The organism is Sporofaciens musculi (assembly GCF_009830285.1).
GTDB lineage: Bacteria > Bacillota > Clostridia > Lachnospirales > Lachnospiraceae > Sporofaciens > Sporofaciens musculi.
The window spans coordinates 4,587,058-4,610,261 of sequence record NZ_WUQX01000001.1 but is presented as its reverse complement, the minus strand read 5'-3'; the positions used below and the strand labels follow the sequence as shown (position 1 = coordinate 4,610,261).

25 protein-coding genes, 1 tRNA gene and 1 riboswitch are annotated in these 23,204 nt (G+C 44.1%); of the genes, 19 read left to right on the top strand and 7 right to left on the bottom strand.

Annotation, left to right across the window (positions count from 1 at the left end):
• Positions 1-40 precede the first annotated feature (40 nt).
• The 6 genes from GN277_RS23255 to GN277_RS23230 all read left to right on the top strand — a co-directional run bounded on the left by GN277_RS23255 (position 41) and on the right by GN277_RS23230 (position 7,084).
• Positions 41-1,240 carry an LCP family protein gene (locus tag GN277_RS23255; protein WP_159754411.1) on the top strand — a complete coding sequence of 400 codons (1,200 nt, stop codon included), beginning with the start codon at positions 41-43 and terminating at the stop codon, positions 1,238-1,240.
• A gap of 49 nt (positions 1,241-1,289) precedes the next feature.
• The gene (srtB, locus tag GN277_RS23250; protein ID WP_159754408.1) at positions 1,290-2,105 is read left to right on the top strand and encodes a class B sortase; all 816 of its coding nucleotides are present in this window, start codon (positions 1,290-1,292) and stop codon (positions 2,103-2,105) included.
• A gap of 88 nt (positions 2,106-2,193) precedes the next feature.
• The gene (locus tag GN277_RS23245) at positions 2,194-2,856 is read left to right on the top strand and encodes a hypothetical protein (RefSeq protein WP_159754405.1); all 663 of its coding nucleotides are present in this window, start codon (positions 2,194-2,196) and stop codon (positions 2,854-2,856) included.
• A 365-nt stretch (positions 2,857-3,221) separates the two neighbouring features.
• Positions 3,222-4,091, top strand: coding sequence for a C39 family peptidase (locus tag GN277_RS23240; protein WP_159754402.1), 870 nt, complete (start codon positions 3,222-3,224; stop codon positions 4,089-4,091).
• A gap of 17 nt (positions 4,092-4,108) precedes the next feature.
• Positions 4,109-5,323 carry a MalY/PatB family protein gene (locus tag GN277_RS23235; protein ID WP_159754399.1) on the top strand — a complete coding sequence of 405 codons (1,215 nt, stop codon included), beginning with the start codon at positions 4,109-4,111 and terminating at the stop codon, positions 5,321-5,323.
• A gap of 183 nt (positions 5,324-5,506) precedes the next feature.
• Complete coding sequence (locus tag GN277_RS23230; RefSeq protein WP_159754396.1) at positions 5,507-7,084, top strand: DEAD/DEAH box helicase; 1,578 nt, start codon at positions 5,507-5,509, stop codon at positions 7,082-7,084.
• Between the two features lie 97 nt (positions 7,085-7,181).
• Here GN277_RS23230 and GN277_RS23225 read toward each other — a convergent pair whose 3' ends face one another.
• Together GN277_RS23225 and dapB are read right to left on the bottom strand one after the other, a co-directional pair.
• A complete protein-coding gene (locus tag GN277_RS23225; protein ID WP_159754393.1) occupies positions 7,182-7,496 on the bottom strand; it encodes a YbjQ family protein in 315 nt (104 codons plus the stop codon).
• Between the two features lie 80 nt (positions 7,497-7,576).
• Positions 7,577-8,374 carry a 4-hydroxy-tetrahydrodipicolinate reductase gene (dapB, locus tag GN277_RS23220; RefSeq protein ID WP_159754390.1) on the bottom strand — a complete coding sequence of 266 codons (798 nt, stop codon included), beginning with the start codon at positions 8,372-8,374 and terminating at the stop codon, positions 7,577-7,579.
• A 114-nt stretch (positions 8,375-8,488) separates the two neighbouring features.
• Here dapB and GN277_RS23215 point away from each other — a divergent pair.
• The 7 genes from GN277_RS23215 to GN277_RS23180 all read left to right on the top strand — a co-directional run bounded on the left by GN277_RS23215 (position 8,489) and on the right by GN277_RS23180 (position 14,667).
• Positions 8,489-8,563: transfer RNA gene (locus GN277_RS23215), tRNA-Pro, on the top strand.
• A gap of 153 nt (positions 8,564-8,716) precedes the next feature.
• Positions 8,717-8,815: riboswitch (TPP riboswitch) on the top strand.
• 224 nt (positions 8,816-9,039) lie between these two features.
• The gene (locus tag GN277_RS23210; RefSeq protein WP_159754387.1) at positions 9,040-9,699 is read left to right on the top strand and encodes a TenA family protein; all 660 of its coding nucleotides are present in this window, start codon (positions 9,040-9,042) and stop codon (positions 9,697-9,699) included.
• A 112-nt stretch (positions 9,700-9,811) separates the two neighbouring features.
• Positions 9,812-10,624 (top strand): bifunctional hydroxymethylpyrimidine kinase/phosphomethylpyrimidine kinase, encoded by an 813-nt coding sequence (gene thiD / locus GN277_RS23205; RefSeq protein WP_159754384.1) that lies wholly within the window; start codon positions 9,812-9,814, stop codon positions 10,622-10,624.
• Between the two features lie 3 nt (positions 10,625-10,627).
• Positions 10,628-11,269, top strand: coding sequence for a thiamine phosphate synthase (gene thiE, locus GN277_RS23200; RefSeq protein ID WP_159754381.1), 642 nt, complete (start codon positions 10,628-10,630; stop codon positions 11,267-11,269).
• A gap of 198 nt (positions 11,270-11,467) precedes the next feature.
• Complete coding sequence (locus GN277_RS23190) at positions 11,468-13,138, top strand: methyl-accepting chemotaxis protein (RefSeq protein ID WP_159754378.1); 1,671 nt, start codon at positions 11,468-11,470, stop codon at positions 13,136-13,138.
• Between the two features lie 221 nt (positions 13,139-13,359).
• On the top strand, positions 13,360-14,049 hold the full coding sequence (locus tag GN277_RS23185) for a metallophosphoesterase family protein (RefSeq protein ID WP_159754375.1): 690 nt from the start codon (positions 13,360-13,362) through the stop codon (positions 14,047-14,049).
• Between the two features lie 15 nt (positions 14,050-14,064).
• On the top strand, positions 14,065-14,667 hold the full coding sequence (locus GN277_RS23180; RefSeq protein ID WP_159754372.1) for a PilZ domain-containing protein: 603 nt from the start codon (positions 14,065-14,067) through the stop codon (positions 14,665-14,667).
• Between the two features lie 12 nt (positions 14,668-14,679).
• On the opposite strand, the gene GN277_RS23175 is transcribed toward GN277_RS23180, so the two are convergent.
• Entirely contained in the window at positions 14,680-15,360 is a 681-nt protein-coding gene (locus GN277_RS23175) for a PepSY domain-containing protein (protein WP_204162783.1), read from the bottom strand.
• A gap of 137 nt (positions 15,361-15,497) precedes the next feature.
• Here GN277_RS23175 and GN277_RS23170 point away from each other — a divergent pair, with 137 nt between their 5' ends.
• The 3 genes from GN277_RS23170 to GN277_RS23160 all read left to right on the top strand — a co-directional run bounded on the left by GN277_RS23170 (position 15,498) and on the right by GN277_RS23160 (position 17,350).
• Positions 15,498-16,115, top strand: a complete 618-nt coding sequence (locus tag GN277_RS23170; RefSeq protein WP_159754369.1) for a flavodoxin family protein — start codon at positions 15,498-15,500, stop codon at positions 16,113-16,115.
• Positions 16,116-16,142: 27 nt separating this feature from the next.
• Entirely contained in the window at positions 16,143-17,081 is a 939-nt protein-coding gene (gene arcC, locus GN277_RS23165; protein ID WP_159754366.1) for a carbamate kinase, read from the top strand.
• An 83-nt stretch (positions 17,082-17,164) separates the two neighbouring features.
• On the top strand, positions 17,165-17,350 hold the full coding sequence (locus tag GN277_RS23160) for a ferredoxin (RefSeq protein WP_159754364.1): 186 nt from the start codon (positions 17,165-17,167) through the stop codon (positions 17,348-17,350).
• Between the two features lie 96 nt (positions 17,351-17,446).
• Here GN277_RS23160 and GN277_RS23155 read toward each other — a convergent pair whose 3' ends face one another.
• Positions 17,447-17,689, bottom strand: coding sequence for a PRC-barrel domain-containing protein (locus tag GN277_RS23155; protein ID WP_159754361.1), 243 nt, complete (start codon positions 17,687-17,689; stop codon positions 17,447-17,449).
• A gap of 233 nt (positions 17,690-17,922) precedes the next feature.
• On the opposite strand from GN277_RS23155, the gene GN277_RS23150 reads away from it, so the two are divergent.
• From GN277_RS23150 to GN277_RS23140, 3 genes are read left to right on the top strand one after another with little or no spacing between them, the layout of a single operon-like run.
• The gene (locus GN277_RS23150) at positions 17,923-18,555 is read left to right on the top strand and encodes a GNAT family N-acetyltransferase (RefSeq protein WP_159754358.1); all 633 of its coding nucleotides are present in this window, start codon (positions 17,923-17,925) and stop codon (positions 18,553-18,555) included.
• Between the two features lie 8 nt (positions 18,556-18,563).
• Positions 18,564-18,953, top strand: coding sequence for a DUF6483 family protein (locus GN277_RS23145; protein ID WP_159754355.1), 390 nt, complete (start codon positions 18,564-18,566; stop codon positions 18,951-18,953).
• 59 nt (positions 18,954-19,012) lie between these two features.
• Positions 19,013-20,383 (top strand): MATE family efflux transporter, encoded by a 1,371-nt coding sequence (locus GN277_RS23140; protein ID WP_159754352.1) that lies wholly within the window; start codon positions 19,013-19,015, stop codon positions 20,381-20,383.
• A gap of 62 nt (positions 20,384-20,445) precedes the next feature.
• Here the strand turns inward: GN277_RS23140 and GN277_RS23135 are convergent, their stop codons facing one another.
• The 3 genes from GN277_RS23135 to GN277_RS23125 form a co-directional block, all read right to left on the bottom strand.
• Positions 20,446-21,057 (bottom strand): hypothetical protein, encoded by a 612-nt coding sequence (locus GN277_RS23135; RefSeq protein ID WP_159754349.1) that lies wholly within the window; start codon positions 21,055-21,057, stop codon positions 20,446-20,448.
• 96 nt (positions 21,058-21,153) lie between these two features.
• Positions 21,154-22,479, bottom strand: a complete 1,326-nt coding sequence (locus GN277_RS23130; protein ID WP_244324862.1) for a sensor histidine kinase — start codon at positions 22,477-22,479, stop codon at positions 21,154-21,156.
• On the bottom strand, positions 22,476-23,186 hold the full coding sequence (locus GN277_RS23125) for a LytR/AlgR family response regulator transcription factor (protein ID WP_159754346.1): 711 nt from the start codon (positions 23,184-23,186) through the stop codon (positions 22,476-22,478). The genes GN277_RS23130 and GN277_RS23125 overlap by 4 nt, the downstream gene beginning before the upstream one ends.
• Between the last annotated feature and the right edge of the window lie 18 nt (positions 23,187-23,204).

Genomic DNA, 23,204 nt, shown 5'->3' with positions numbered 1-23,204 from the left:
TTATTTGTTTTTGGCAGTTGACTGATATGTGGAGGCAAAGATGAAAAAAAATAACGACCTTTTCCCCGAAGTGGATAGTTCAGGGGATTCCTCGGATTTTTCAATCGAAGTCCTTTATGAGGATTCTTTCGACGACAGGCCTCTTGATGACGATAACTCTTGGGATGACGAGCATGGGCATAAGCGCAGGCATAGACATAGGCATGAAAAGCATAAGAGACGTCATTCTCTAAAGAGATGGAAGAAGGTTATGTTAGGTCTGGTAGCGATTATAGTGGTCGGTATTGCAGGACTGACGGGCGGCTTCTTCTATTTGCGCGCTCAAGGTGAAAAGAATCTTAAGACAGAGGTTCCGGATGCAGCGGATTCAGCAGAGGCGCCAGAGGGACTCTTTGTTACATATAACGGTAAGAAGTACCAGTATGATGAGAATGTAATTAATTTTCTATGTATGGGGATAGACAAGGATCTTCCCATTGAGGAAAAGAGAGCGACTGGAAGCGAAGGCTTGTCAGATGCGAACATATTAATCAGTATCAATGTGGAGACTGGGAAAATTAAATTGCTGGCAATTCCGAGAGATACGATTGTGCCGGTGAAGGTAGTTGATTCGGCTGGATATTTCGTGAAAAATGAGAATCAGCAGCTTACATTACAGTATGCATATGGACAGTCGGCTACAGCGAGCTGTGAATTGATGGTCGATACAGTTTCTAATTTGCTTTTTCAACTTCCAATTCAACGTTATTGTTCCGTTAATTTTGAGGCAATTCCAATTTTGAATGATGCGATTGGCGGCGTTGATGTACAGGCATTAGAAGAAATTAAAATTGGTTCTAAGACATATCAACAGGGAGAGATGATTCACCTGCAGGGTGACCAGACATTAGAGTATGTACGGCATCGGGATACGAATGTTTTTGGCAGCAGTATGGGGAGACTGGAACGGCAGAAGCAGTATATTAGCAACTATTTTGCGACAGCTAAGGAAGTTGTGAAGAGTAATATGACATTACCTGTTACGATTTACCAAAACCTACAGGGAAAGATGTGTACCAACATTACTGTGGAAGATATCGCTTATCTGGTTCCAAAGCTGTTGGATGTGAATTTGACAGGAGAAGATATGACGGTGGTTCCAGGTGAAATTATCCAGCCAGGTGACCATGAGGAATATCATGTTAATGCTGACCAGTTGAAAGAAATTGTGATTAATAATTTCTACAAAGAGATTCCATAATAGATGGAAATGTGAGATAATGAAAGAGAAGGTTAGGGAGGAGATACCAATGGATCAAGATAATTTTGAGCAGGACAGAAAAAAGAAAAAATCTGGAAACGGAAAGCTGATTATTATTCTTGCAGTCGTATTAGTACTGGCTGCGGGCGGCGGTGTTGGATTTTATATGCATTCCAATAAACAGGCAGAGGTTGCCGCTGAAAAAGAGAAGACAGCCGATCCGGAGAAGACACAGGAGCAGTATGATAAGTTAAAAGAGGAAGTTTCTGCAGATGTAGACCCCAATGATCCAATGTACCGCAAGATTGATTTTGCCGCTGCACAGGGAACGAATCCGGATGTGTATGCATGGATTTGGATTCCGGGTACGAATGTAGACTATCCGATACTGCAGAGTGCAACAGAGCCTGATGAATATTACTTGAATCATACGATTGAGAGGAAAGAGGGGCTGCCGGGGACAATCTATACAGAGAAATACAATAAGACGGATTTCAATGATCCGGTGAATATTGTATATGGACATGATATGAAGAATGGAAGTATGTTTGCAGATCTTCACAAGTATGAGGATCAGGAGTTCTTTAACAACAATCCCTATATATATATTTATCTTCCGGACAGAACATTAAAATATCGGGTGTTTGCGGCTATTGCTTTTGATGATCGTTATCTGATGGGTAACTACAATTTTTACGAACCCTCTTATTTCCAGAAATATTTGGACGAACTTAGAAGTAGTATTGACGGACATGTGAATATGGATGTCAACGTTACGTTTGAGACAGGAATTCTAACCCTTTCTACTTGTATTGCTGATTCGCCGAATCAGAGATGGTTGGTGAATGCGACAAGGGAAGATTAACCGAATAAACATAAGATGGATATTAAGGCATATAAAGGCTTTAATATATAATCACACAAAGTAACAGAATAAGGAAGGAGTAAAAAAGATGAAAATGAAGAAATTAGTTGCCATGCTTACAGCAGGTGTTCTTTGCTTAGGCATGAGCGTGACAGCATTTGCAGCAGGCAGTGTTACAGATGATGACATAGTAGCTGGTACAGATGCAAATGGAAACAAAGTCGTTGAAATCCCAAGCTGGGATGAAATGTCAGATGCACAGAAGGCACAGTATAAGGAGGCTGCAGCTCATTTTGCTACACCTGAGGAAGCAGCAACCACACTTAAGAACCTTGGATATGAGTTACCAAAGGATTCTGAAGTTGTTGTACTCGGAGTAGATGAGTATACAGGTCTTAATGGTGGACAGATTGCACCAGGTACAGAGATCAACTTTAACCTTTCTAGGTTAGAGAATGTTGCTAATGGTAAGCAGCAGTTACGTGCTGGCGATCAGGTTACATTAGTTCATGCTACATGGGTTAATGGAAAGCTGACATGGGAAGTAAAGCGCGCTACAGTTAAGTGGGATGCAGCAGCTGGAATCTTCTACGCTACAGTAACAATGGATAGCTTATCTCCAATCGCATTCGTTGAAGTAATGCAGAATGGTGATGTTATTGCTTTCAATAGCAATGGTGAGGTAGTATCTTCTACAACATCAACTGGATCCAGAACAACTGTTAGGACATCTCCAAGGACAGGTGAGTAATTAGAAGTTAATACGGCATGAATCTGTATTTCCAAGTGGGAGCATTGTCTTCTGCTGGTATACAGATTAGGCTGTAAGTTTGTAGGGAGCTTAACCCTACGTTAAAAAAAATAAGTGATATGACATAACTGTTATTGTGTGTGATAGAAAGAGACCATTCTGCGGTTGCGGGATGGTTTTTTTCATGTCTAATTATGAGATAAAAAGAAGGAAAGCGTTAAAAGAAAATTAAGAATAGTTTAAGTTGCTTGGTGTTGAGTCATGGAGTATAATGAACCATATGGAGAGTAGAATATTTTGTCGGTAAATGCAAAGTGGGGAGTGCATAAGTCGATACATGTATGGAGCAAGGGGATGAATGACTCATGGATGCAAGTAGAAGGATAAGGGCACGCAAGAGAAGAAGGCAGGTTCAACGGCAGATAATGCTGATGAGCTGGCTCTTGATTTTTTTGATTGTGGTATTATTTTGCTGCCATGCCCAGAAGAAAGAGGATGAGTTGGCTGCAAAGCAGGTTGTAAAGGCCGAGAGCTCAAAAAAGATGGATCAGATTACAGTAGAGATTGAGACGGACGAACAGAAGGTAAAAAGGGTGAAGAAAGAAGCAGTAAAGCAAGGCTATCCGGAATCTGTGATCGAATTATTGGATAAAAATGTGGAGACCGCGAGTTTTGTGGAGCATTATGGGGAAAAGAAGGATGAGCCAAGCGCAGATACCATAGGCGATGATTTTACGGCAGGGGAGATTCCGAATCTGTATCAGTATGATGAGAGATGGGGGTATGCGCCCTATGGGACAAGTATTGTAGCGATTAGCGGCTGCGGGCCCACCTGTATGGCTATGGTTGCATCAGGGCTTACCGGTGATGCTTCCATCACTCCTGCGAAGGTTGCCGCATATGGGACTGAGAATTATTATGTGGATGAGAATAACGATACCTATTGGGCTTTCATGAAGGAAGCAGGAGAGAACTGGAACCTGTCTTGTTATGACACACAACAGTTGACCGAGGAACAGGTCAGAGATGAATTGACTCAGGGGAAACCCATTATCTGCAGCATGAGTCCGGGAGATTTCACACAGAATGGACATTTTATCGTATTAACTGGGTATGAGGACGGAAAAATCCGAGTCAACGACCCCTTTAGTAAGAAGAACAGCGACAAGAGATGGGTGTATGCTGATATTGTGAGCCAGATTCGTGGAATGTGGGTATATAGTATAAAGCAATAGGGTTGAAGGAGTTTACAATGAAATACGATTTTACGACTATTATTGACAGAAAAGGCAAAGATGCGCTTGCTGTGGATCTTCTTCCTTATTCTTTTGGAATAGGGGAAAATATTAAGGTGAGGGATGGACTGGATTATATTCCTATGTGGATTGCAGACATGAATTTCCCAACGGTGCCGACGGTTACGGAGGCAATCATTCGGCGGGCAAAGCATCCGACTTATGGATACTTTGATATCTCCGACGAATATTATGACAGCATTATAGAATGGCAGACACGGCAGAATCAAGTGGATGGACTTAAAGATGAGCATATAGGTTATGAGAACGGAGTTCTGGGTGGAGTGGCAAGCGCACTCCATACTCTATGTTCTCAGGGAGAGCCCATTCTGGTACACGCGCCCACATATGTCGGGTTTACCAAAACATTGACGAATAACGGATACAATATTGTACACAGTCCGTTACAGAAGGATGATAAAGGCGTCTGGAGAATGGATTTTGAGGATATGGAGGAAAAAATTGCAAAGAATAAGATTCACTGTGCAATCTTTTGTTCTCCGCACAATCCTACAGGGCGTGTCTGGGAAAGATGGGAAATTGAGAAGGCAATGGAGATTTATAAAAAGCATGAAGTTTACGTGCTCTCTGACGAGATTTGGTCTGATATTCTTCTCTATGGCAATCAGCACATTCCGACCCAGTCCATATCAGAGGATGCCAGAAACCGGACGGTTGCTCTTTACGCCCCTTCCAAGACATTTAATCTGGCAGGGCTGACTGGAAGCTACCATATTATTTATAATAATTGGCTTCGGGAGAGAATCAGGAGAGAGTCGTCCCTTGGACATTATAATTCTATAAATGTATTGTCCATGCATGCGCTGATAGGCGCTTATTGTTCAGAAGGACGCGAGTGGCTGGGCGAGCTTCGGGAGGTGATTGGCGGCAACGTAAAATATGCTTGTGATTATATTGATCAGCATTTTGAAGGTGTGTCCGTGTCCCGTCCTCAGGGTACATACATGCTGTTTATTGATTGCGAAGAATGGTGCCGGAAGCATGGCAGAACATTGGAGGAGTTGTTAAGAGCCGGATTTGAAGCTGGCGTGTTCTGGCAGAACGGGAAGGAGTTTCATGGAGAGTGGAATATCCGAATGAACCTGGCATCTCCTCTTTCCATGATTCAGAAGGCATTTGATAGATTAGAGAAATATGTGTTTTGCGAATAGAATTTAGTTAGAGAGGCCCTTCTTTTGTCTGTATAGGTAATGTTATACTGGACAAGCGGGAAGGCCATATGTTATGATATATATTGAGACTTTGTGAATACTCTTTACTTGGTATCAGGTAGAGGGTATTTTTCTATTACAGAAGCTTAAAGCGCATAATCATAGATGAGGAAGGATGTTAATATGGAAGAAGTAAGGTTTGAAGATTTAGGGCTTCGCCCAGAGATTATGAGGGCGGTTAAAAAGATGGGATTTGAAGAGGCGTCGCCAATACAGGCCAAGGCAATTCCTGTGATGATGTCAGGATGCGACTTGATTGGACAGGCACAGACAGGAACAGGAAAGACGGCGGCATTTGGGATTCCCCTTTTAGAGAAGATTGAGCCTAAGAATAAGAAGCTGCAGGCAATCGTTCTTTGTCCCACCAGAGAGCTTGCAATTCAGGTGGCAGAGGAAATACGCCATCTCGCCTATTATATGCATGGGATTAAAGTGCTTCCCATTTATGGCGGTCAGGAGATTGTGAAGCAGATCCGTTCTTTGAAGGGCGGGGTTCAACTGATTATAGGAACGCCAGGTCGGGTGATGGATCATATGCGGCGAAGAACTATAAAGATGGAGAATCTCCATACGGTCGTGCTGGACGAGGCGGACGAAATGCTGAATATGGGATTTCGGGAGGACATTGAGACTATACTAGAGGAGGTTCCGGCAGAACGCCAAACAGTGCTGTTTTCTGCGACCATGCCAAAGCCAATCCTTGAGATTACGAAGAAATACCAGAATCATGCGGAAATAATTAAAGTGACGAAGCGTGAGCTGACGGTTCCGAATATTGAGCAGTTTTACTATGAGGTAAAGCCGAAGAAAAAAGAAGAGGTTTTATCAAGGATTCTTGATATTTATAATCCAAAGCTGTCCGTTGTATTCTGCAATACAAAAAAGCAGGTGGATCTTCTGGTAAATGGACTCCTTGGCAGGGGATATTTTGCCGCAGGACTTCACGGGGATATGAAGCAGGCTCAGAGGGATAGAGTTATGGAGGGCTTCCGTAAAGGAAAGACGGATATCCTCGTTGCCACAGATGTTGCGGCGCGGGGAATAGACGTGGACGAAGTGGAAGCGGTATTTAACTATGATCTTCCACAGGATGATGAATATTATGTACATCGAATCGGAAGAACCGGAAGGGCAGGGCGTGTGGGACGTTCCTTCTCCTTTGTATCCGGCAGGGAGGTTTATAAGCTTAAGGAGATACAACGGTACTGCAAGACAAAGATTTATGCTCAGAAGGTTCCTTCACTGAACGACGTAGCGAATACTAAGATTGAGAAGCTGATGGATACCGTGAATAGGATGATTGAGGAAGAAGATTTGACCACGTATCTGCAGTTAATTCAGTCTGAGGTCAATGATTCCGATTATACCAGTATGGATATTGCGGCGGCGCTGCTCAAACTGTGTGCAGGAGGAAAAGAAGAGGCTTCGGAGACATTTGCAGATACTGGCGCTGAGGAGCCAGGAATGGTCAGACTGTTTATCAATATCGGAAAGAAGGACAAGGCGAAGCCAGGAGATATCTTAGGGGCACTGGCGGGAGAAAGCGGCATTCCTGGAAAAGTGGTGGGAACCATCGATATGTATGACAAATATACGTTTGTTGAAGTTCCTACAGAGTATGCAAGGGAGATTATTAATTCCGTGAACCATACGAAGATTAAGGGCAAATCCGTGGCGGTAGAACCGGCGAACCAGAAATAAAACGTAATATGGGGAAATGTTATTTCCTGTCATATGCAGATACGAGTGATATAGTCTCGCAGTATAGATGACAGAGAGATAACATTTCCCCAATAAATTAGTCGATAAATTTAACTGCAGTTCCGTAAGCAAGGACCTCGGCGGCTCCCTGAACGATAGAGCTGGAGGCGTAGCGAATATTGACTACTGCGTCTGCGCCCATTGCCTGGGCATCCTCGGCCATGCGCTTAGTTGCGATTGCCCTTGCCTCATTCATCATATCTGTGTAGGAGGTAAGTTCTCCCCCTACCAAGGTACGGAAGCTGTTCATAATGTCTTTGCCCAAGTGTACGGATTGAATCATGGTGCCGCGCACCATGCCAATCATCTCAAGTTTTTTTCCTGTGATATAATCTGTATTTACTAATAACATGTTCTTTCCTCCTGATTTGTGCGTTAGATTTGAGGGTGGCATTTAGACTGATGACATCATTGATAATGCTGGATTTTGGTCTACAGATTCAAAACATCCTTGATGGTGTAAAAGCCAGGCCCTTGGTTTGCAAGGAAGGCGGCACAGTCGCACGCTCCCCTTGCAAAGCATTCCCAGTTATAGGAATGGTGGGTAATCTCCAAACGTTCTCCCATGCCGCCGAAAAATACCGTGTGACTGCTTGGAATATTCCCTGCCCGTAGAGAATGGTAGCCAATGGTTCCAGACTTGCGTGGAGAAGCGCCTTCCCGTCCGTAGACTGCAATCTCGTCCAACTCTTTTCCAAGGGCATGTGCCATGATTTCGCCCATCTCTTTCGAGGTTCCGCTGGGTGCGTCTTTTTTCCACTGGTCATGCATCTCAAGAATCTCGATGTCGATCTCGTCTTTCAGAGTCGAAGTTACCAGCTCCAGCAGCCGGTTCATTATATTGACCAGCTTAGAGGTATTGGCGGCATAGAGCATAGGAATTTCTTTGGCCGCGTTTTGGAACTTCTGCATTTCTTCTGGATGGAAGCCGGTGGTTCCACATACCAGAGCCTTCTTGTGAGCAATAGCAAGCTCTAAAACCTCCATCGCCATCTCCTTTGTGGAGAAATCGATGATAACGTCACCAAGCTCGATTACGCTTTCCAAGTCATCCGTTACCGAAACGCCAAGTTCAGAACCAATCATGGCGACAGCTCCAAGATCTTGTCCGATGTAGCTGCGCCCTTTGGGTGCGACGCCGGCAACCAACTCCATATCGTTGCGGGAGGCGGCAGCCATTGTAATTAGCCTGCCCATTTTGCCATGGGGACCGATTACGATTACTTTCATTTATTAAACTCCTTTCTTGTTTTTTAGATTGGTTATATAGATTTTATTATATTTTAACACAGAATTGAAAATAATGCTTGCATTATTGGGCAAGATTCGTTAAAATAATACTAACGGGGTATGGCTCAGTTTGGTTAGAGCGCACGGCTGGGGGCCGTGAGGTCGCAGGTTCGAATCCTGTTACCCCGATTTAGTAAGAGGCGTAATTCCGAAAGATGAGGAAACGTCTCTTTTTGTTTATATATAGAAGTGCTGGAATTTGAGGAGAAATCTATCCATGAAAAGGTGGGCTTGACCTGTTGAATAATTCTATTGACTTTCAATCCCATATCATCTATACTATTATCTGAGCAGGGGGACTACAGTGTAGTTGAGAAGGCAAAACCTGACCCTTTGAACCTGTTGGCTAATACCAACGTAGGGAGCTGAATAATACGATACCGTATTTTTTAGGATATTCCCTGCGCATGGAATGTCTTTTTTTAACTGAATAAGAGTGATATGTGTTTGCGAGGGAACTGAACAAGTTGAAAAAGGTAAGACCTGACCTCTTGACCTGTTGGCTAATACCGGCGTAGGGAAGCAATTTCTTACGCCGTACTGCGTCTGAAAGAGCTTCTAAATATTTGGAAGCTCTATTTTTTTACCGCAAGGAGGCAAAGGAAATGTCATTTATGGAGGGTATTTTGAAACAGAATAAGCCTGTCTGGGACAAGTGTATCGCCACTACGTTTGTACAGGAGATGAAGGAGGGAAAACTTCCCATTGAGGATTTTAAGGAATACATGGTACAGGACAGCATCTATCTGAAAAATTATGCCCGTGTGTATGGAAAGGCAATATACCATGCGGAGACACTAAGGGAAATCCAGCTTTATTATTCTATCCTGAGCTTTGTTACAGATACGGAATCGGCGATTCGCCTGAACTATCTGAGGCAGTTTGGCATGACGGATGATGACATAGAGTTTATTGCACCATTGCCGGAAAACCAGAATTATATTGATTTCCTGTTTGAAACTGCAAAGCGTGGAAATGGATGTGAAATACTTATGGCGGTACTTCCGTGTATGTTGAGTTACAGTTACATATTCCGGAAACTTGCAGAGGAACCGGAAAGTCTGAAATCAAGATATTGGGATTTCATTTCGGATTATGCCGATGATCGATATGCTGATAGCTGTAAGGAATGGTGTGACTTTGCAGATAAGAAGTGTGGGAGTCTTTCTGAAGCAGAGCAGAAAAAGCTGGAAAGTATTTTTGAAAGAGCGGGTTATCTGGAACTTGATTTCTGGAATATGGCTTACCAGAGGAAAAAGGCATGAGAGATGGAATTGGGGTAAACAACGAATTTACAGGCAGGGAAAGCAGTATATCAGTGAGTGGCATAACTTAGTTTATTGTTTTCCCAAAAGAAGCAAAGGAGAGGATTATACAATGAAAAAAGTATTAAGCATTGCAGGGTCTGACTGTAGCGGCGGTGCGGGCATACAGGCAGACTTAAAGACATTTTCCGTACATGGTGTATATGGCATGAGCGTCATTGTATCTGTTGTGGCAGAAAACACAGGCAGGGTGCTCGGTATTCAGGATGTTAGTCCGGATATGATCGGCAAACAGATTGATGCTGTTTTTGAAGATATTGAGGTTGATGCAGTGAAAGTCGGTATGCTTTCCGCACCGGACTGTATGGAAGAAGTTGTCGAAAAACTGAAATATTACCATCCGGAAAATATTGTAATTGACCCTGTGATGTATGCGAAGAACGGATGTCCGCTTATGGAGCCTGCGGCAATCAAAACGCTGATTGGAACAGTTATCCCTCTTGCTGACGTACTGACACCGAATATTCCGGAAGCGGAAAAAATAACGGGAAGCAGGATCAATTCAGTTGAAGAAATGGAAAAAGCTGCAAGAGCAATCCATACAATTGGATGTAAGGCAGTCGTTATCAAGGGCGGCCATGCAGCAGGGAATGCGTTGGATGTCCTGTTTGACGGCAAAGAGGTTTGGCATTTTGACACTGCCCGAATTGATACGAAAAATACGCATGGGACAGGCTGCACGTTTTCCGCTGCTGTTGCTTCACAGCTTGCAAGGGGCATGGGGTTACGGGAGGCAGTCCAAAAAGCAAAGGATTATGTGACAATGGCGCTCAGCCATTCCCTTGACATCGGGAAAGGCTGCGGCCCAACACACCATTTTTGGCACCTCTACCAATATGGGCTGAGGGAAGAAAGGGAGGGGTAGGAAATGAAACCTGATTATTCTTTATACCTTGTGACAGATCGTAAGATGATGAGTACCAGGACTTTGGGAGAGGCAGTAGTGCAGGCAGTCGCTGGCGGCTGCACGATGGTACAACTTAGAGAAAAAGAGATTTCGGCATTAGATTTTTATATGTTGGCGTTGGAAATAAAAAAGATTACTGACGGATACGGCATACCGCTTATCATAAATGACCGTATCGACATTGCTATGGCAGTAGGAGCAGCCGGGGTACATATCGGGCAAAAAGATATTCCTGCGGATATTGTCCGAAAGGTTATTGGTAAAGATAAGCTGCTCGGTGTTTCAGCCGGTTCCGTAGCAGAAGCCGTGAAGGCGGTGGAAGCCAAAGCTGATTATCTGGGCGTGGGCGCTATGTTCCCAACGGAGACTAAGCCGGATGCGAAATATGTATCTATGGAGGAGCTTAGAGAAATCCGCAGGGCAGTTGATATACCGATTGTCGTGATCGGGGGCATTAACAGGGAAAATGCAATGCTATTTAAGTCTATGGGGATTGACGGGCTGGCAGTTGTTTCCGCAGTAATTGCCGAATCAGACATAAAGAAATCGGCATCCACATTGAGATCATTATTTTTGGGAAAGGAACCTATGAATGAACTTTGAAGCAGCAATTTTTGATCTGGACGGTACGCTTCACAATTCAATGGATTTATGGGAACAAATAGATATTTCCTTTTTGGAGAGTTCCAAATTATATCTGGAAAAAACAAATACCTTATGTTATAATACGAATCACATACACATTTACAGCTGTACTTTGAGTAGATTAGAAGATTTTAAAAATACATAAGGAGTATAGTCATGAGATACTTAAAAATTCGGGGGAAACTGACAATAGGCTTTGGGTTTCTGCTGATTATTTTGGTTGCATTAAATGCATTTTCGCTCACTAACTTACGCGGTGTTTCAAACCTTTCTGTAGATTTGTATACAGGTCCGCATATGAGCGCGATTTCTTCTGTTGCGCTGCTTAAAGATGTTTGCAGAATAGAAAACGCAGCCAATTATATGGTGCTGACAGGAGGTACTCAACTGACGGATGAGTACGAGAATGCCTGTAAAAATGCTCAGGCAGAATTGACTGCGCTTAGGGAGGCCGGCGTAATCGATACTGCGAAGATAAAGGCTTTTGAGGAAAAGTTGTCCGCATTGGAGGCTACGTATGCTGAGATTAGTCGTTTATTATCCGAACAAGAACAGGTACAGGATGAGGTGAAACAGTTTGAAGCATTGATTGCCGATACAACGGCGATTGCACAGGAGATTTCCATTGATTCCCAAGCAAAAGCAGAAAATTTTAAAAACCAGGCTGTTTCACAGACCAACCGAAGCGTCATAGTTCAGGATATATTATTTGCTGTGATTGTGATTGCCGCGCTGCTGATTTCTTATAAAATGTCTGTAATCATCACTGTTCCGCTTAAAAAATTGTCCCAAGGAATGCAGCATGTTTCAGAAGGGCAGCTGGAAATTGATTTTGGCAGTTTTGGACAGGACGAGCTTGGGATACTCTCCCGCCAGTTAAATGAGACGATGTACAATATTCGACAGTATGTGGAGGATATTTCTTATGTGCTGGGCGGTATTTCCAACGGCAATATTTCAATGGAAATCGAACGAGAATACATTGGAGATTTTGGGGAAATCAAGAATTCCCTCAACCAGATCCTGAATTCTTTAAATGATACGATCGGACAGATTAACCGCTGTTGTATGCAAGTTAGGGCAGGCTCGGAAAATCTTGCATCTAATTCCCAGGTACTGGCACAGGGCTCCACTGAACAGACCGCTGCAGTGGAAGCTTTTAAGATGTCATTAGATAAGGTGGCAGCCTTGACTCGGCAGGATGGGGAAAATGCTGCCCATGTTAAGCAGATTTCAGGGCAAGCGTGGGAGGTTGTTGTTCAAAGCAACCGCCAGATGGATGATATGGTTCAGGCGATGGGTGATATTGGCTCATCCTCACAAGAGATTGCAAAAGTCATTAAAATTATTGAGGATATTGCTTTCCAGACAAATATACTTGCACTCAATGCAGCGGTAGAGGCCGCGCGTGCCGGCGAAACAGGCAAAGGCTTTGCGGTTGTTGCAGATGAAGTGCGCAATCTTGCAAGTAAGAGTGCAGAAGCTGCCAGCGCCACTGCAGAAATGATTGAGAAGTCTGCATCAGCAGTAGAACATGGGATTCAGGTTGCTGACGCAACGGTGCAATCCATGAAGCAGGTGGGAGACAATGTACAGACTATGGCGGAACTTTTAGGGGATATCGATCAATCTACGAACGAGCAGGCAGATGCATTTATGCAGATGGTGGATTCGGTTTCCCAGATTAGCGGAGTTGTACATGCCAACGCAGCGGCTGCTGAAGAAAATTCTGCCGCATCCAGGGAGTTGTCTGAGCAGGCAAAAATATTGGAAAGTCTGGTTCAAAGGTTCCGCACAAGAAATGATCGTGATTTGCAAGGTATTTGAACCAAGCAAAGGTGTTTAGATCCTGTTACTCCAATAAGTTAAGAGGCTTGATACTTAAATCTATGAGGTCAAGCCTCTTTTCGTTGTATCAAGAGGTTTGAATTGTATAATTGTTCGCCCTTTTTTGTTATAGATGCAGGATAAGGGAAGCAGAGTATATTGTATTTAGAAAAGAGCAATGATACAATGGTTATAGAAAACATATTAGGAGGGGGATTCCCATGAAAGTTTTGGTGATATCAGATACTCATGGATTACTACGCCCCGAAGTAAAGGAAATGCTTGGAAATTGCGACGCAGTCATCCACAGCGGAGATTTTCACACGCAGGAGGTTTATAACGAGATTAGAAACGCTGTACAGCCAGATAATCCTGTATTTATGGTAAGAGGGAATAATGACGGCAGATGGGCGGCCCATTTGCCAGCTCATCTGGAATTTACCTTAGACAGCGTGAAGTTCTATGTAGTCCATGACAAGAAGGAGCTTCCAGAGAATTTACATGATGTTCAGATAGTCATTTTTGGTCATTCTCATCGCTTCACAGAAGAACGAAAAGACGGAAGACTTTATTTGAATTCAGGAAGCTGCGGAAGAAGGAGATTTCGACTCGATCTTACAATGGCTGTCCTTCATTTGGAAAATGGAAATATATCTGTGGACAGGCTTGAGCTTTTCCATGAAGATGTAAAAGCAGCAAAAATGTCACCCTCACAAGATAACCTGTCGGGGGTAATCCAAGATATTATGAAAAGAATGGATAAGGGGCAGCATATCAGGAAAATCAGCAGCGAATTGAAGTTAGATTATGATTTTGTGGAAGAAATCTGCCGTATCCGTGTGACCCATCCTGGTGTAACATCCGATGGGCTCATGGATAAGATTGAGGTAAATGAAATACAGAGAAAATAAGGAGATGCATAGCCTATGGTTTTAAATAACTGTACTGTATGTACTGTCTACGAAGCAAAAGAGACCCATCAAAGGAGACTTCGTGTAAAATGTGATGGAGAACAGATTACATTATATATGAAACGGGAAAATGAGTTATCCGATTCGGAGAGGATTCGGATAGATTTTTTTGACGGACAGATTGGATGTGTCAGAACATACTGTGAAGCCATTGTCCGAAGGAACTATGATCCAGCTGTCTCTGAGCCTTGGATTGCAGACTGCGAGGTGCTTGAAGTTATCGATATCGTGCAGGGACGAAGGTATCTGAGGACCAATACGGAGGATGAGGTTTTGATAACATCTTTTAAACAGGGGGAATTAAGGGGCGACATCCAGAATATCAGCGAGGGTGGTCTGTACTTTATCACTAAGACAAGACTTGGCTGCGACGATACGATAGAATTCGATTATACATTTGTAGAAAAAGAATATCGATTAAATGCCATGGTTTTGAGAGAAGAGGATTTTCGTGACGGGCGTTACGGATATGGATGTCAGTTTACGGAGCTTCCTAAAGGATCCAAAAGAGATATTCAGCAATACGTATTCAGGCGGCAGAACGGTCGGATATGGTAATAAAAAGAGAGGCTATCGCCTCTCCTCCTTCCATTCCAGAAAATCTCCGGTATTCGCATCAATCTCGAATTCATATTCCTTCTGGTTATAGATTATATCACCTTCATATTTGTAGTAGCCGTCGTCATCATAATCCAGCTCGATCTTCAGATCCTGTGCAGAAGCCCCAGGAACACGGTCAAGTGCCAGCTTGGAGGCGTCATCCAGCGTAAGCTGTACATTAGCCTGTGTATTCTGTGCATTGCCGGAAGGTCCGTGATCTCCGTTCCTGTGCTGCCCATCCTGAGCCTGTTGATTCGTCTGCCCTTGCTGTCCATTTGGAGACTGCGGGTCTGTCTGTCCTTGCTGCCCGTCTTGAGCCTGTTGATTTGTCTGCCCTTGCTGTCCACTTGGAGACTGTTGGCTCCGGTTAGTGGATTCATCATAGTCAGTGCTGAGGATATCTCCGTTAGACGCCAGTATTTCATATTCATACTCAGTAGTCCCGCAGGTAAAGTTCACTTCGTAGATACTCTGGCCGTCGTCTCTCTCCTTGGATACCCGAAGACGGGTAACATCCGATTCTGAGAGCTGTGCATCCCCTAAGGCAATGTCTGTGGCTTTCTCTTTGCCGATGTCCGCGCCTTTGCCGCATCCGGTTATGGCTGCGAAAAGTGTCATGGAAATAAGTACTGCTACAACAATTCTTTTCATAGTACTATCCTTTCTTATAAAAATATCCTTATACACATTAGTATAATACTTTCAGGAAAAAAAATCAAAAGAAAATTGCTGAATGGTTCCATGAATGATACAATGGAGGAAAATTATTAAAAAGAGGAGAGAAGATTATGAAAGTATTATTAATCAACGGAAGCCCTCACGCCAAGGGCAGTACATATACCGCATTAAACGAGATGGAGAAGATTTTTGCTGAAAACGGAATTGAGACAGAGCTGATTCATGTGGGTAACCAGAATATCCGAGGCTGTATTGCCTGCGGCTCCTGCAAAAAAACAGGGAAATGCGCCTTCGATGATCTGGTGAACGAGACGGCAGGGAAGTTTAAGGAGTGTGACGGACTTGTGGTGGGAAGTCCGGTTTACTATGCTTCGGCAAATGCAACTGTGATTGCGTTCTTGGACCGGCTTTTCTACAGCGCTCATTTTGATAAGACCATGAAGGTAGGCGCCAGTGTTGTTTCAGCCAGACGTGGGGGACTGTCGGCCACGTTTGACGAGCTGAACAAATATTTTACCATTAGCGGTATGCCAGTGGCGTCCAGCCAGTATTGGAACAGTATCCATGGAAATAACGCTGACGAGGCTCTGAAGGACAGAGAGGGGCTTCAGGTTATGCGTACCCTTGCAGGGAATATGTCCTTTCTGATGAAGAGTATCGCCCTTGGCAAGAAGGAGTATGGACTTCCAGAAAAGGAAGAAAAGGAATGGACCAATTTTATTCGATAGACGACAAAATACAAAGAGGTAGAGACAATGAAAAAAAGAGTTGTAGTCGCATTGGGACACAGGGCGCTTGGAACCACGCTGCCGGAGCAGAAGGTTGCAGTCAGTAAGACGGCAAAGGTAATCGCAGACTTAATCGAAGCAGATTATCAGGTAGCAATTACTCACAGCAACGCGCCCCAGGTGGGTATGATTCATACGGCGATGAATGAATTCGGTAAGGCGCATCAGGACTATACGCCTGCGCCCATGTCCGTATGTTCGGCAATGAGTCAGGGATATATTGGATATGACCTTCAGAACGGCATCCGCGAGGAGCTGTTGGAGAGGGGCGTCTACCGGACGGTCAGCACGATTCTGACACAGGTAATCGTAGACCCCTATGACGAGGCATTCTATACGCCCACCAAGATACTGGGGCGGTATATGAATGTGGAGGAGGCCAATGAAGAACGTAAAAAAGGAAACTATATTGTCGAGGAACCAGGCAAAGGTTATCGGCGTATCGTTTCCGCCCCAAATCCGGTCAGTATTGTAGAGATTGACGCCATTCGCGCGCTCTTGGACGCAGACCAGATTGTGGTTGCATGCGGAGGAGGAGGAATTCCAGTACTAGAGCAGGAGCACCATCTGCGGGGCGCCAGCGCTGTGATTGAAAAGGATTTGACGGCAGGCAGGATGGCGGAGGACATCGATGCAGACCAGTTGATTATTCTTACCAGCGTAGAAAAAGTAAAGATTAATATGGGAAGACCCGATGAAGACGAGCTTGGAGAGATTAATCTCACACAGGCAAAGCAGTATATGGAGGAGGGACATTTTGGAGAATATAACATGCTTCCCAAATTTAGTGCATCCGTAGCCTTTATTGAGAAAAGAGCGGGCAGAAGCGCTTTAATCACATCCTTTGATAAGTTAAAGGATGCCTTGAAGGGCAGGACAGGGACGCATATCAGATCAAATGGGTGACAGGGATGAATAATTGGCAGAAGATTGGGTATACTACTAAAAATATTTCTCAGAAATATTAAAAAATGCAAGGAGGAAGACCCATGAAGGCCAGAGTAAACGATGGATGCATCTCATGCGGCGCATGTGTTGCCACATGTCCGGAGGTGTTCCGGTTTAACGACGATGGTGTTGCTGAAGCCTATGCAGACGTAGCGCCGGAATACGAAAGTACGGCAAAAGAGGCAAGAGATGATTGTCCTGTTTCCGTAATTGATATTGATGAATAACAGTACACAAGGAATAAAAAAGTTTCTCCGCAGGGCAGGGTATACTTGTAATACAAGCCCTGCGGGGATAACTTAAAATCCAGATTCTTCTGACAATTATCTTTTTTCTTCATGTATTTCCACCAGGATAATATCAGCCCCAATCTTCTTGATACATTTGAACGGAATAATGTATTCTGAACCGTCACAGAAAAATCCGCATAATTTTCCTGCTTTCGGAATCACAAGCGCCTCAATACATCCATTACATTCATCTATAATCAAATCCACGATATAACCTAACTTCTTGCAGTCACAGGCGTTAATGACTTCTTTGTCCTCTAGTTCGCACAGCCTCATATCTACACCGCCTTATTATCGGTTCTATAATAGTATATGCATATTTTATTGGTTTTGTTTATCCGTCAGTGAATATCCCGTAACAGTGAAGCCGGAAGGCTGAACTGTTACAATATCCCAACCCTCTTGGAGATAAGGGCTTGTATTGCGGTGCGCCTTTAGGTATAATGGGCAGGGTGTAACCTTGTGAATACCCAGAGGGCACAAAAAGAAATGTTTATGGAGGGAGAGAAATGGAGATACAATTTGATAACCATGATGAACGGATTAAATTTTATGAACTGATGCTGGAAAGAAATCTCAAGAATCTGCCGCGGTTCCCGCTTCCAGACGGATACAGGTTTGTGTTCTTTCAGAAGGGAGATCGTGAGCAATGGATTAATATTGAAAGGTCTGCAAAGGAATTGACAAGTTATGAACAGGGTGTGGAGGTGTGGAATAAATTTTTCGGCGGTAAAGACCATGAACTGACAAAAAGGATGGTTTTTATTGAAAACAAAGAAGGCACAAAGGTTGCGACGGCAACAGCGTATTATGATATCAGAGGGATTGACCAGTCAGGGGACGGATGGCTTCACTGGGTTGCCGTGTGCCGGGAATATCAGGGAAAAGGGCTTGCCAAACCTCTGATTTCATACGTTCTGGAGATTATGCAGGGCCTGGGATATACACATGCGAAGATTCCGACACAGACGACAACATGGCTTGCATGTAAGATATATCTTGACTTTGGATTTCGGCCAATCCCTAAGAACGCCGTCCATAGCCACGACGGCTGGAGGATTGTAAAGACCCTGACAAATCATAAGGCTTTGGCAGATTTTAAGCCTGTCACAGTGGATGAGATGTTAGTGATGAAAGGATGATATTTCGTATGAATTTTGAAGACGAAAAAGATTATATTATGAGGCTTATCAAGGAAACCGTCAGAATATTATTCTCCCTGATGTTCGGAAAGCAGTATGTGTCTGTCAAGCAGGAGATTCGGAATAAATGTGAGATATCCGGAAAAAAACTGGAGGATCTGTTCGCAATGATTGATAAGGGGAATATAAATGAGGCGGAGGATATTCTGCTCACCGGCATTGATTATAGCAGTAAGAATGATGTTGCCGCTGCTGCTCTTATTTACCAATATCTGAGTGAGAAAGACGAAGATTTTTTATCGCAGAATAATTATTCCAAGGAAGAAGTAGCTGACGGTATGAAGCAGTTGGCAAGAAGGGCAGGTTACGGCGATATCGTTAGTATGCTCGAAATATGATGCTTTACGGTATTATATTAGTATGTAACCGTATTATGGAAGGCGTAAGGAGTAAGAGTATGTGGACAAAAGAAGGAATAAAGGCTGACAAGGAATTTTACAGGAAATTATTTTCTCTGGTGCTTCCTATTGCAGCGCAGAATTTTATGACTGCTGTGGTCAGTGCGAGCGATGCGTTAATGTTGGGTATGCAGGGGCAGACGGCGCTTTCGGCAGTCTCTCTCGCGACCCAGGTTCAGTTTGTATTGAATCTGTTTTTAGCGGCACTGACCATTGGCGCCACTGTGCTGGCGGCTCAGTATTGGGGCAAAGGTGATGCAAAGGCCGTTGAAGAAATTCTGGCCGTAACATTAAGGATTTCCGTTTTGATAACGTTTCTTTTTTTTCTGGCAGCATATTTTTGTCCTAAGACTCTTATGAGAATATTTACAAATTCGTCGGAATTGATTACTTACGGCGCTTCTTATCTGCGTATTGTAAGCGGCTCCTTTCTTTGTATGGGAGTCTCCCAGGTTTATCTGTGCATCATGAAAAACAGTGGGAGAACCCTGAAAAGTACTGTTTACGGTTCTGTCGCCGTTTTGCTCAATCTGCTTTTAAATTTTATTCTAATATTTGGAGCCATGGGATTTCCGAAGATGGGGATTAAGGGCGCGGCTTTGGCGACGCTGATTGCCCGTGTTGTAGAACTTTTGCTGGTTCTGTGGGAGAACAGGCGGCAGGAGGTGGTGCGTATCCGTTTGAAGTACCTTAGAAGTCCAAAGGCCAAGCTTCAGAAGGATTATTTCTATTATACGAGTCCTGTGCTGGCAAATGAATTGGCATGGGGCTGCGGATTTACCATGTTCTCAGTTATCATGGGACATCTGGGAAGCGATGCGGTGGCCGCCAATTCCATATCCAATATTTTAAAAAATGTGATTGCCTGCTTCTGCCTTGGGCTTGGGACGGGAAGCGGAATCATGATTGGAAATGAGCTTGGATGCGGGAATCTAAACCAGGCCAAAAAGTACGGGAGGAGATTATGTCAGACAGCCGTGGCAGCAGGCGCGCTGTCAGGCCTGCTACTGCTGGCGGCCTGCAAGCCTATGATGGTCTTTTTTGCAGGAAATTTAACCAGTCAGGCCCAGGAGTACCTTAAGGTCATGTTATGGGTATGCAGCTATTATCTGGTGGGGAAATCTATAAATTGTACTGTAATCGCAGGGATATTCTGTGCAGGAGGCGACACTAGATTCGGGATGTGCTGTGATGCTGTTACTATGTGGGTTGTAATTATACCTGCTGGATTTTTGGCGGCTTTCTGGCTGAAGCTTCCGGTTTTGTGGGTTTATTTGTGGCTGCATTTGGATGAGTTTGTGAAGCTGCCGGCGGTTTACCGACATTATAAGAAGTATGGATGGGTGAAGAATCTTACCCAACACGGTTAGCTTTACATTGACAAGCTGTCGGAAAATAGAAGCATTATTTCCCAACAGCTTGTTATAGTCGATTACCTTTTCTTAAACAGCGGCGCCATATTAGCGGTAGTTCTCTCCATCTGGCTGATTTTGTTAAGCTTTTGTTTTGCCGCAGTAGAACCCATTTTAATCTCTGCTTTACACACGTTTTTCTCACCCTCGCGTCTGACGTTTGCCTGACCGGAGATTTTGGCCTTGACCAAATCCGCAGACAATTCCGTTAATCTGACAATACTGTCGTCCGCAGATTCCGTAGACGGTGTATTCTGCGGTTTCTGGTAAATCTTTTCTGTTTCTTGTTCATCCTCAGCTTGTTTTGCCATCTCAGTGGCAATCTGTTCGTTGAGCGTATCCAGTTGCTCATCGTATTCCTCTAATTTCTCCTTCATACCAGCGCTGCCTCCTCCTGTCTCATCGTCCAGGGCTTGCTTAAGCAGAGAATCCTTGTTCATCTGGATTAATTCCTTCTGGCTCATGAGGTTTGCAAGGCGGCTGGCGGCTTTCCCCTGGGGAGATAAAACTGCCGTGTCATTGCGTGCAAATACGCCATTCTTCTGGTCTTTTAAAGAAATGTTCTGCCTGAAGCCGGGACACGCGGGCCCTGTCTGTAAAAATCGGTTTGTCTGGTTAAAATTAATCCGCATCCTTCATACCTCCATACTTGTTGATTATACCGGAGGGCACAGTGTAATCCATGCCCTTTGAGTACACTAGATTATCGGCATGTGTATTTGGCTGATTTATTCCTTTGACGCAGACGGGTTCTTTTTTGGTGCCAAAGGCAGCATGACGCTTAAAGTAAACTGTGTATCTCCTTGAAGGTCAAGGACGCCTCCGTACCGTTCAACCACGGCCTTGATATTCTGAAGCCCCACGCCGCAGATGGCCGTCCCCTTGGAGGATTTAAGCTTCCCGCCGTTTAAGTTGACAGGTGAATGAACACTGTTGCTGATTTCAAATACCCAGTAATTGGGATTCATATGAGACACAATCCGTATCCACCCTGGGGGATTTCCAGCTTCGATACCCCTCTGGCATGCCTCAACTGCGTTGTCTAATGCATTTGACAGCAGACAGCACAGATCAACCGGCAGGATTGTAGCTTCATCAGGAACCGACAGCCGGATTGTGAGGTCAATACCGAGGTTTTTTGCATAATGATATTTGGGGTTTAACAGGGCGTCTGCAAAAACAGAACCGGTCTGTATTGAGTCCGCCTCCTCTAACCGGAGATTCATCTGTTGAAGATAATGGGCGGCTTCTTCTGATTTGCCGTTTGCCAGTAATTGTGCGAGACATAAGCCATGATTTTTGATGTCATGGCGGATTTTTATCAGTTGGCAGTACTGCTCTTTAGAGACCTCAAGATGTCTTCCAAGCATCTGATATTGCTGTTTTGCCAGTTGTTCTGTCAGCCGCCTCTTAAGCATGATAATACAATAGATATAGAGTATCTCGCCTCCCAGGGCAGTCAGACTTAAGGGAATGGCAGTCATAAGCAGGCTTTTAGGAGTCCAGCCGCTGATTCCGGTAAAAAGATTCAGCATCATATCAACCGCCGCACAGATAAATACAATAATGCATATCAGATAAACGGCGTCTCGGTCCTCAAAATCCTGCCTGAGAACATGGAGATTACCAGACAGCACCTCCATCATGATATACAGCGTCAGACACGCGGCTATTTCGACCATTTGAAGCATAGTGTCAGAATAGCCGGTCTGCCCCCTTGAGACGGCGAGACTATAAAACAGCGGGAAGTAAATGCCGTAGGCTGTCTCAGGGACACAGTATATCCATATGGTAAAGAAGGCCTTTTTCAGTATGCTTCCGTGAAACAAGAGCATATTAAGCATAAATGAACAGCCGCACAGGTATACGAGATTGCCCCATGGCGTTCCGGCCAGCACAAGAAGCACATTTAAATGGCCATAGAGCAGAGTACCCAGATAATACCATACAAAGGTACAGTGATATTTATTGCCGAGCATTTTATTAAAAAAACGGTATCTTAGAAAAGTATCCAATAACCCCCAGATCATAGAGCCGATTGCCGCCTCACTCAAAACACATCCCCGCTTTCTTTCAGATAACCCATGAATTCCAGCCCGAACGCCTGATATCTGCGTTTGGATAGGGGAATTCGTTCCATATTGTTAAGCCACACGTCTTTTTTGTCATAACGCTGTACATGGTCAAAATTCACAATATAACTTCTATGACACCGGAAAAATGTTTCCGGCAGGGAAGGCTCTAGTTCTTCTAGTTTTCCGTAGAACGGAAGGCTCTCATTTTCTGTGTGGAGATGAATTTTTCGATTGATTACCTCCAGATAGAATACCTGATCAAAGGGAATTCTTCTGACTGCCGTACCCTGGCGGATGGCAATAGCGCATTTATGCTGGAGCTTTAATGAAGAACAGAGCTTTAAGAGAACTGCTTCCAGCTTGGGGATATCTACGGGCTTCACCAGATAATGGGATGCCTGTACGTCGTATGCATCTATGGCGTATTGCTGGTGGGCGGTAATGAAGATAATTTTGCTGTCGTCTCCCCGCGTGCGCAGTTTTCTTGCCAAGTCCATCCCGCTTAAAGGCTCCATTGCAATATCAAGCAGCAAAAGGTCGAAGGCCTCGCGGACAAGTAAGGCGCCGCCGTTTGTAAAAAGGTCGATTGTATGGCTAAGGGAATGTTTGTCAAATATCATTTTCACTGTATCTGCCAGTTGGTTCAGGAGAATCGGCTCATCCTCACAAATTGCAATCCGAATCAATTTTCACACTCCTTAGAT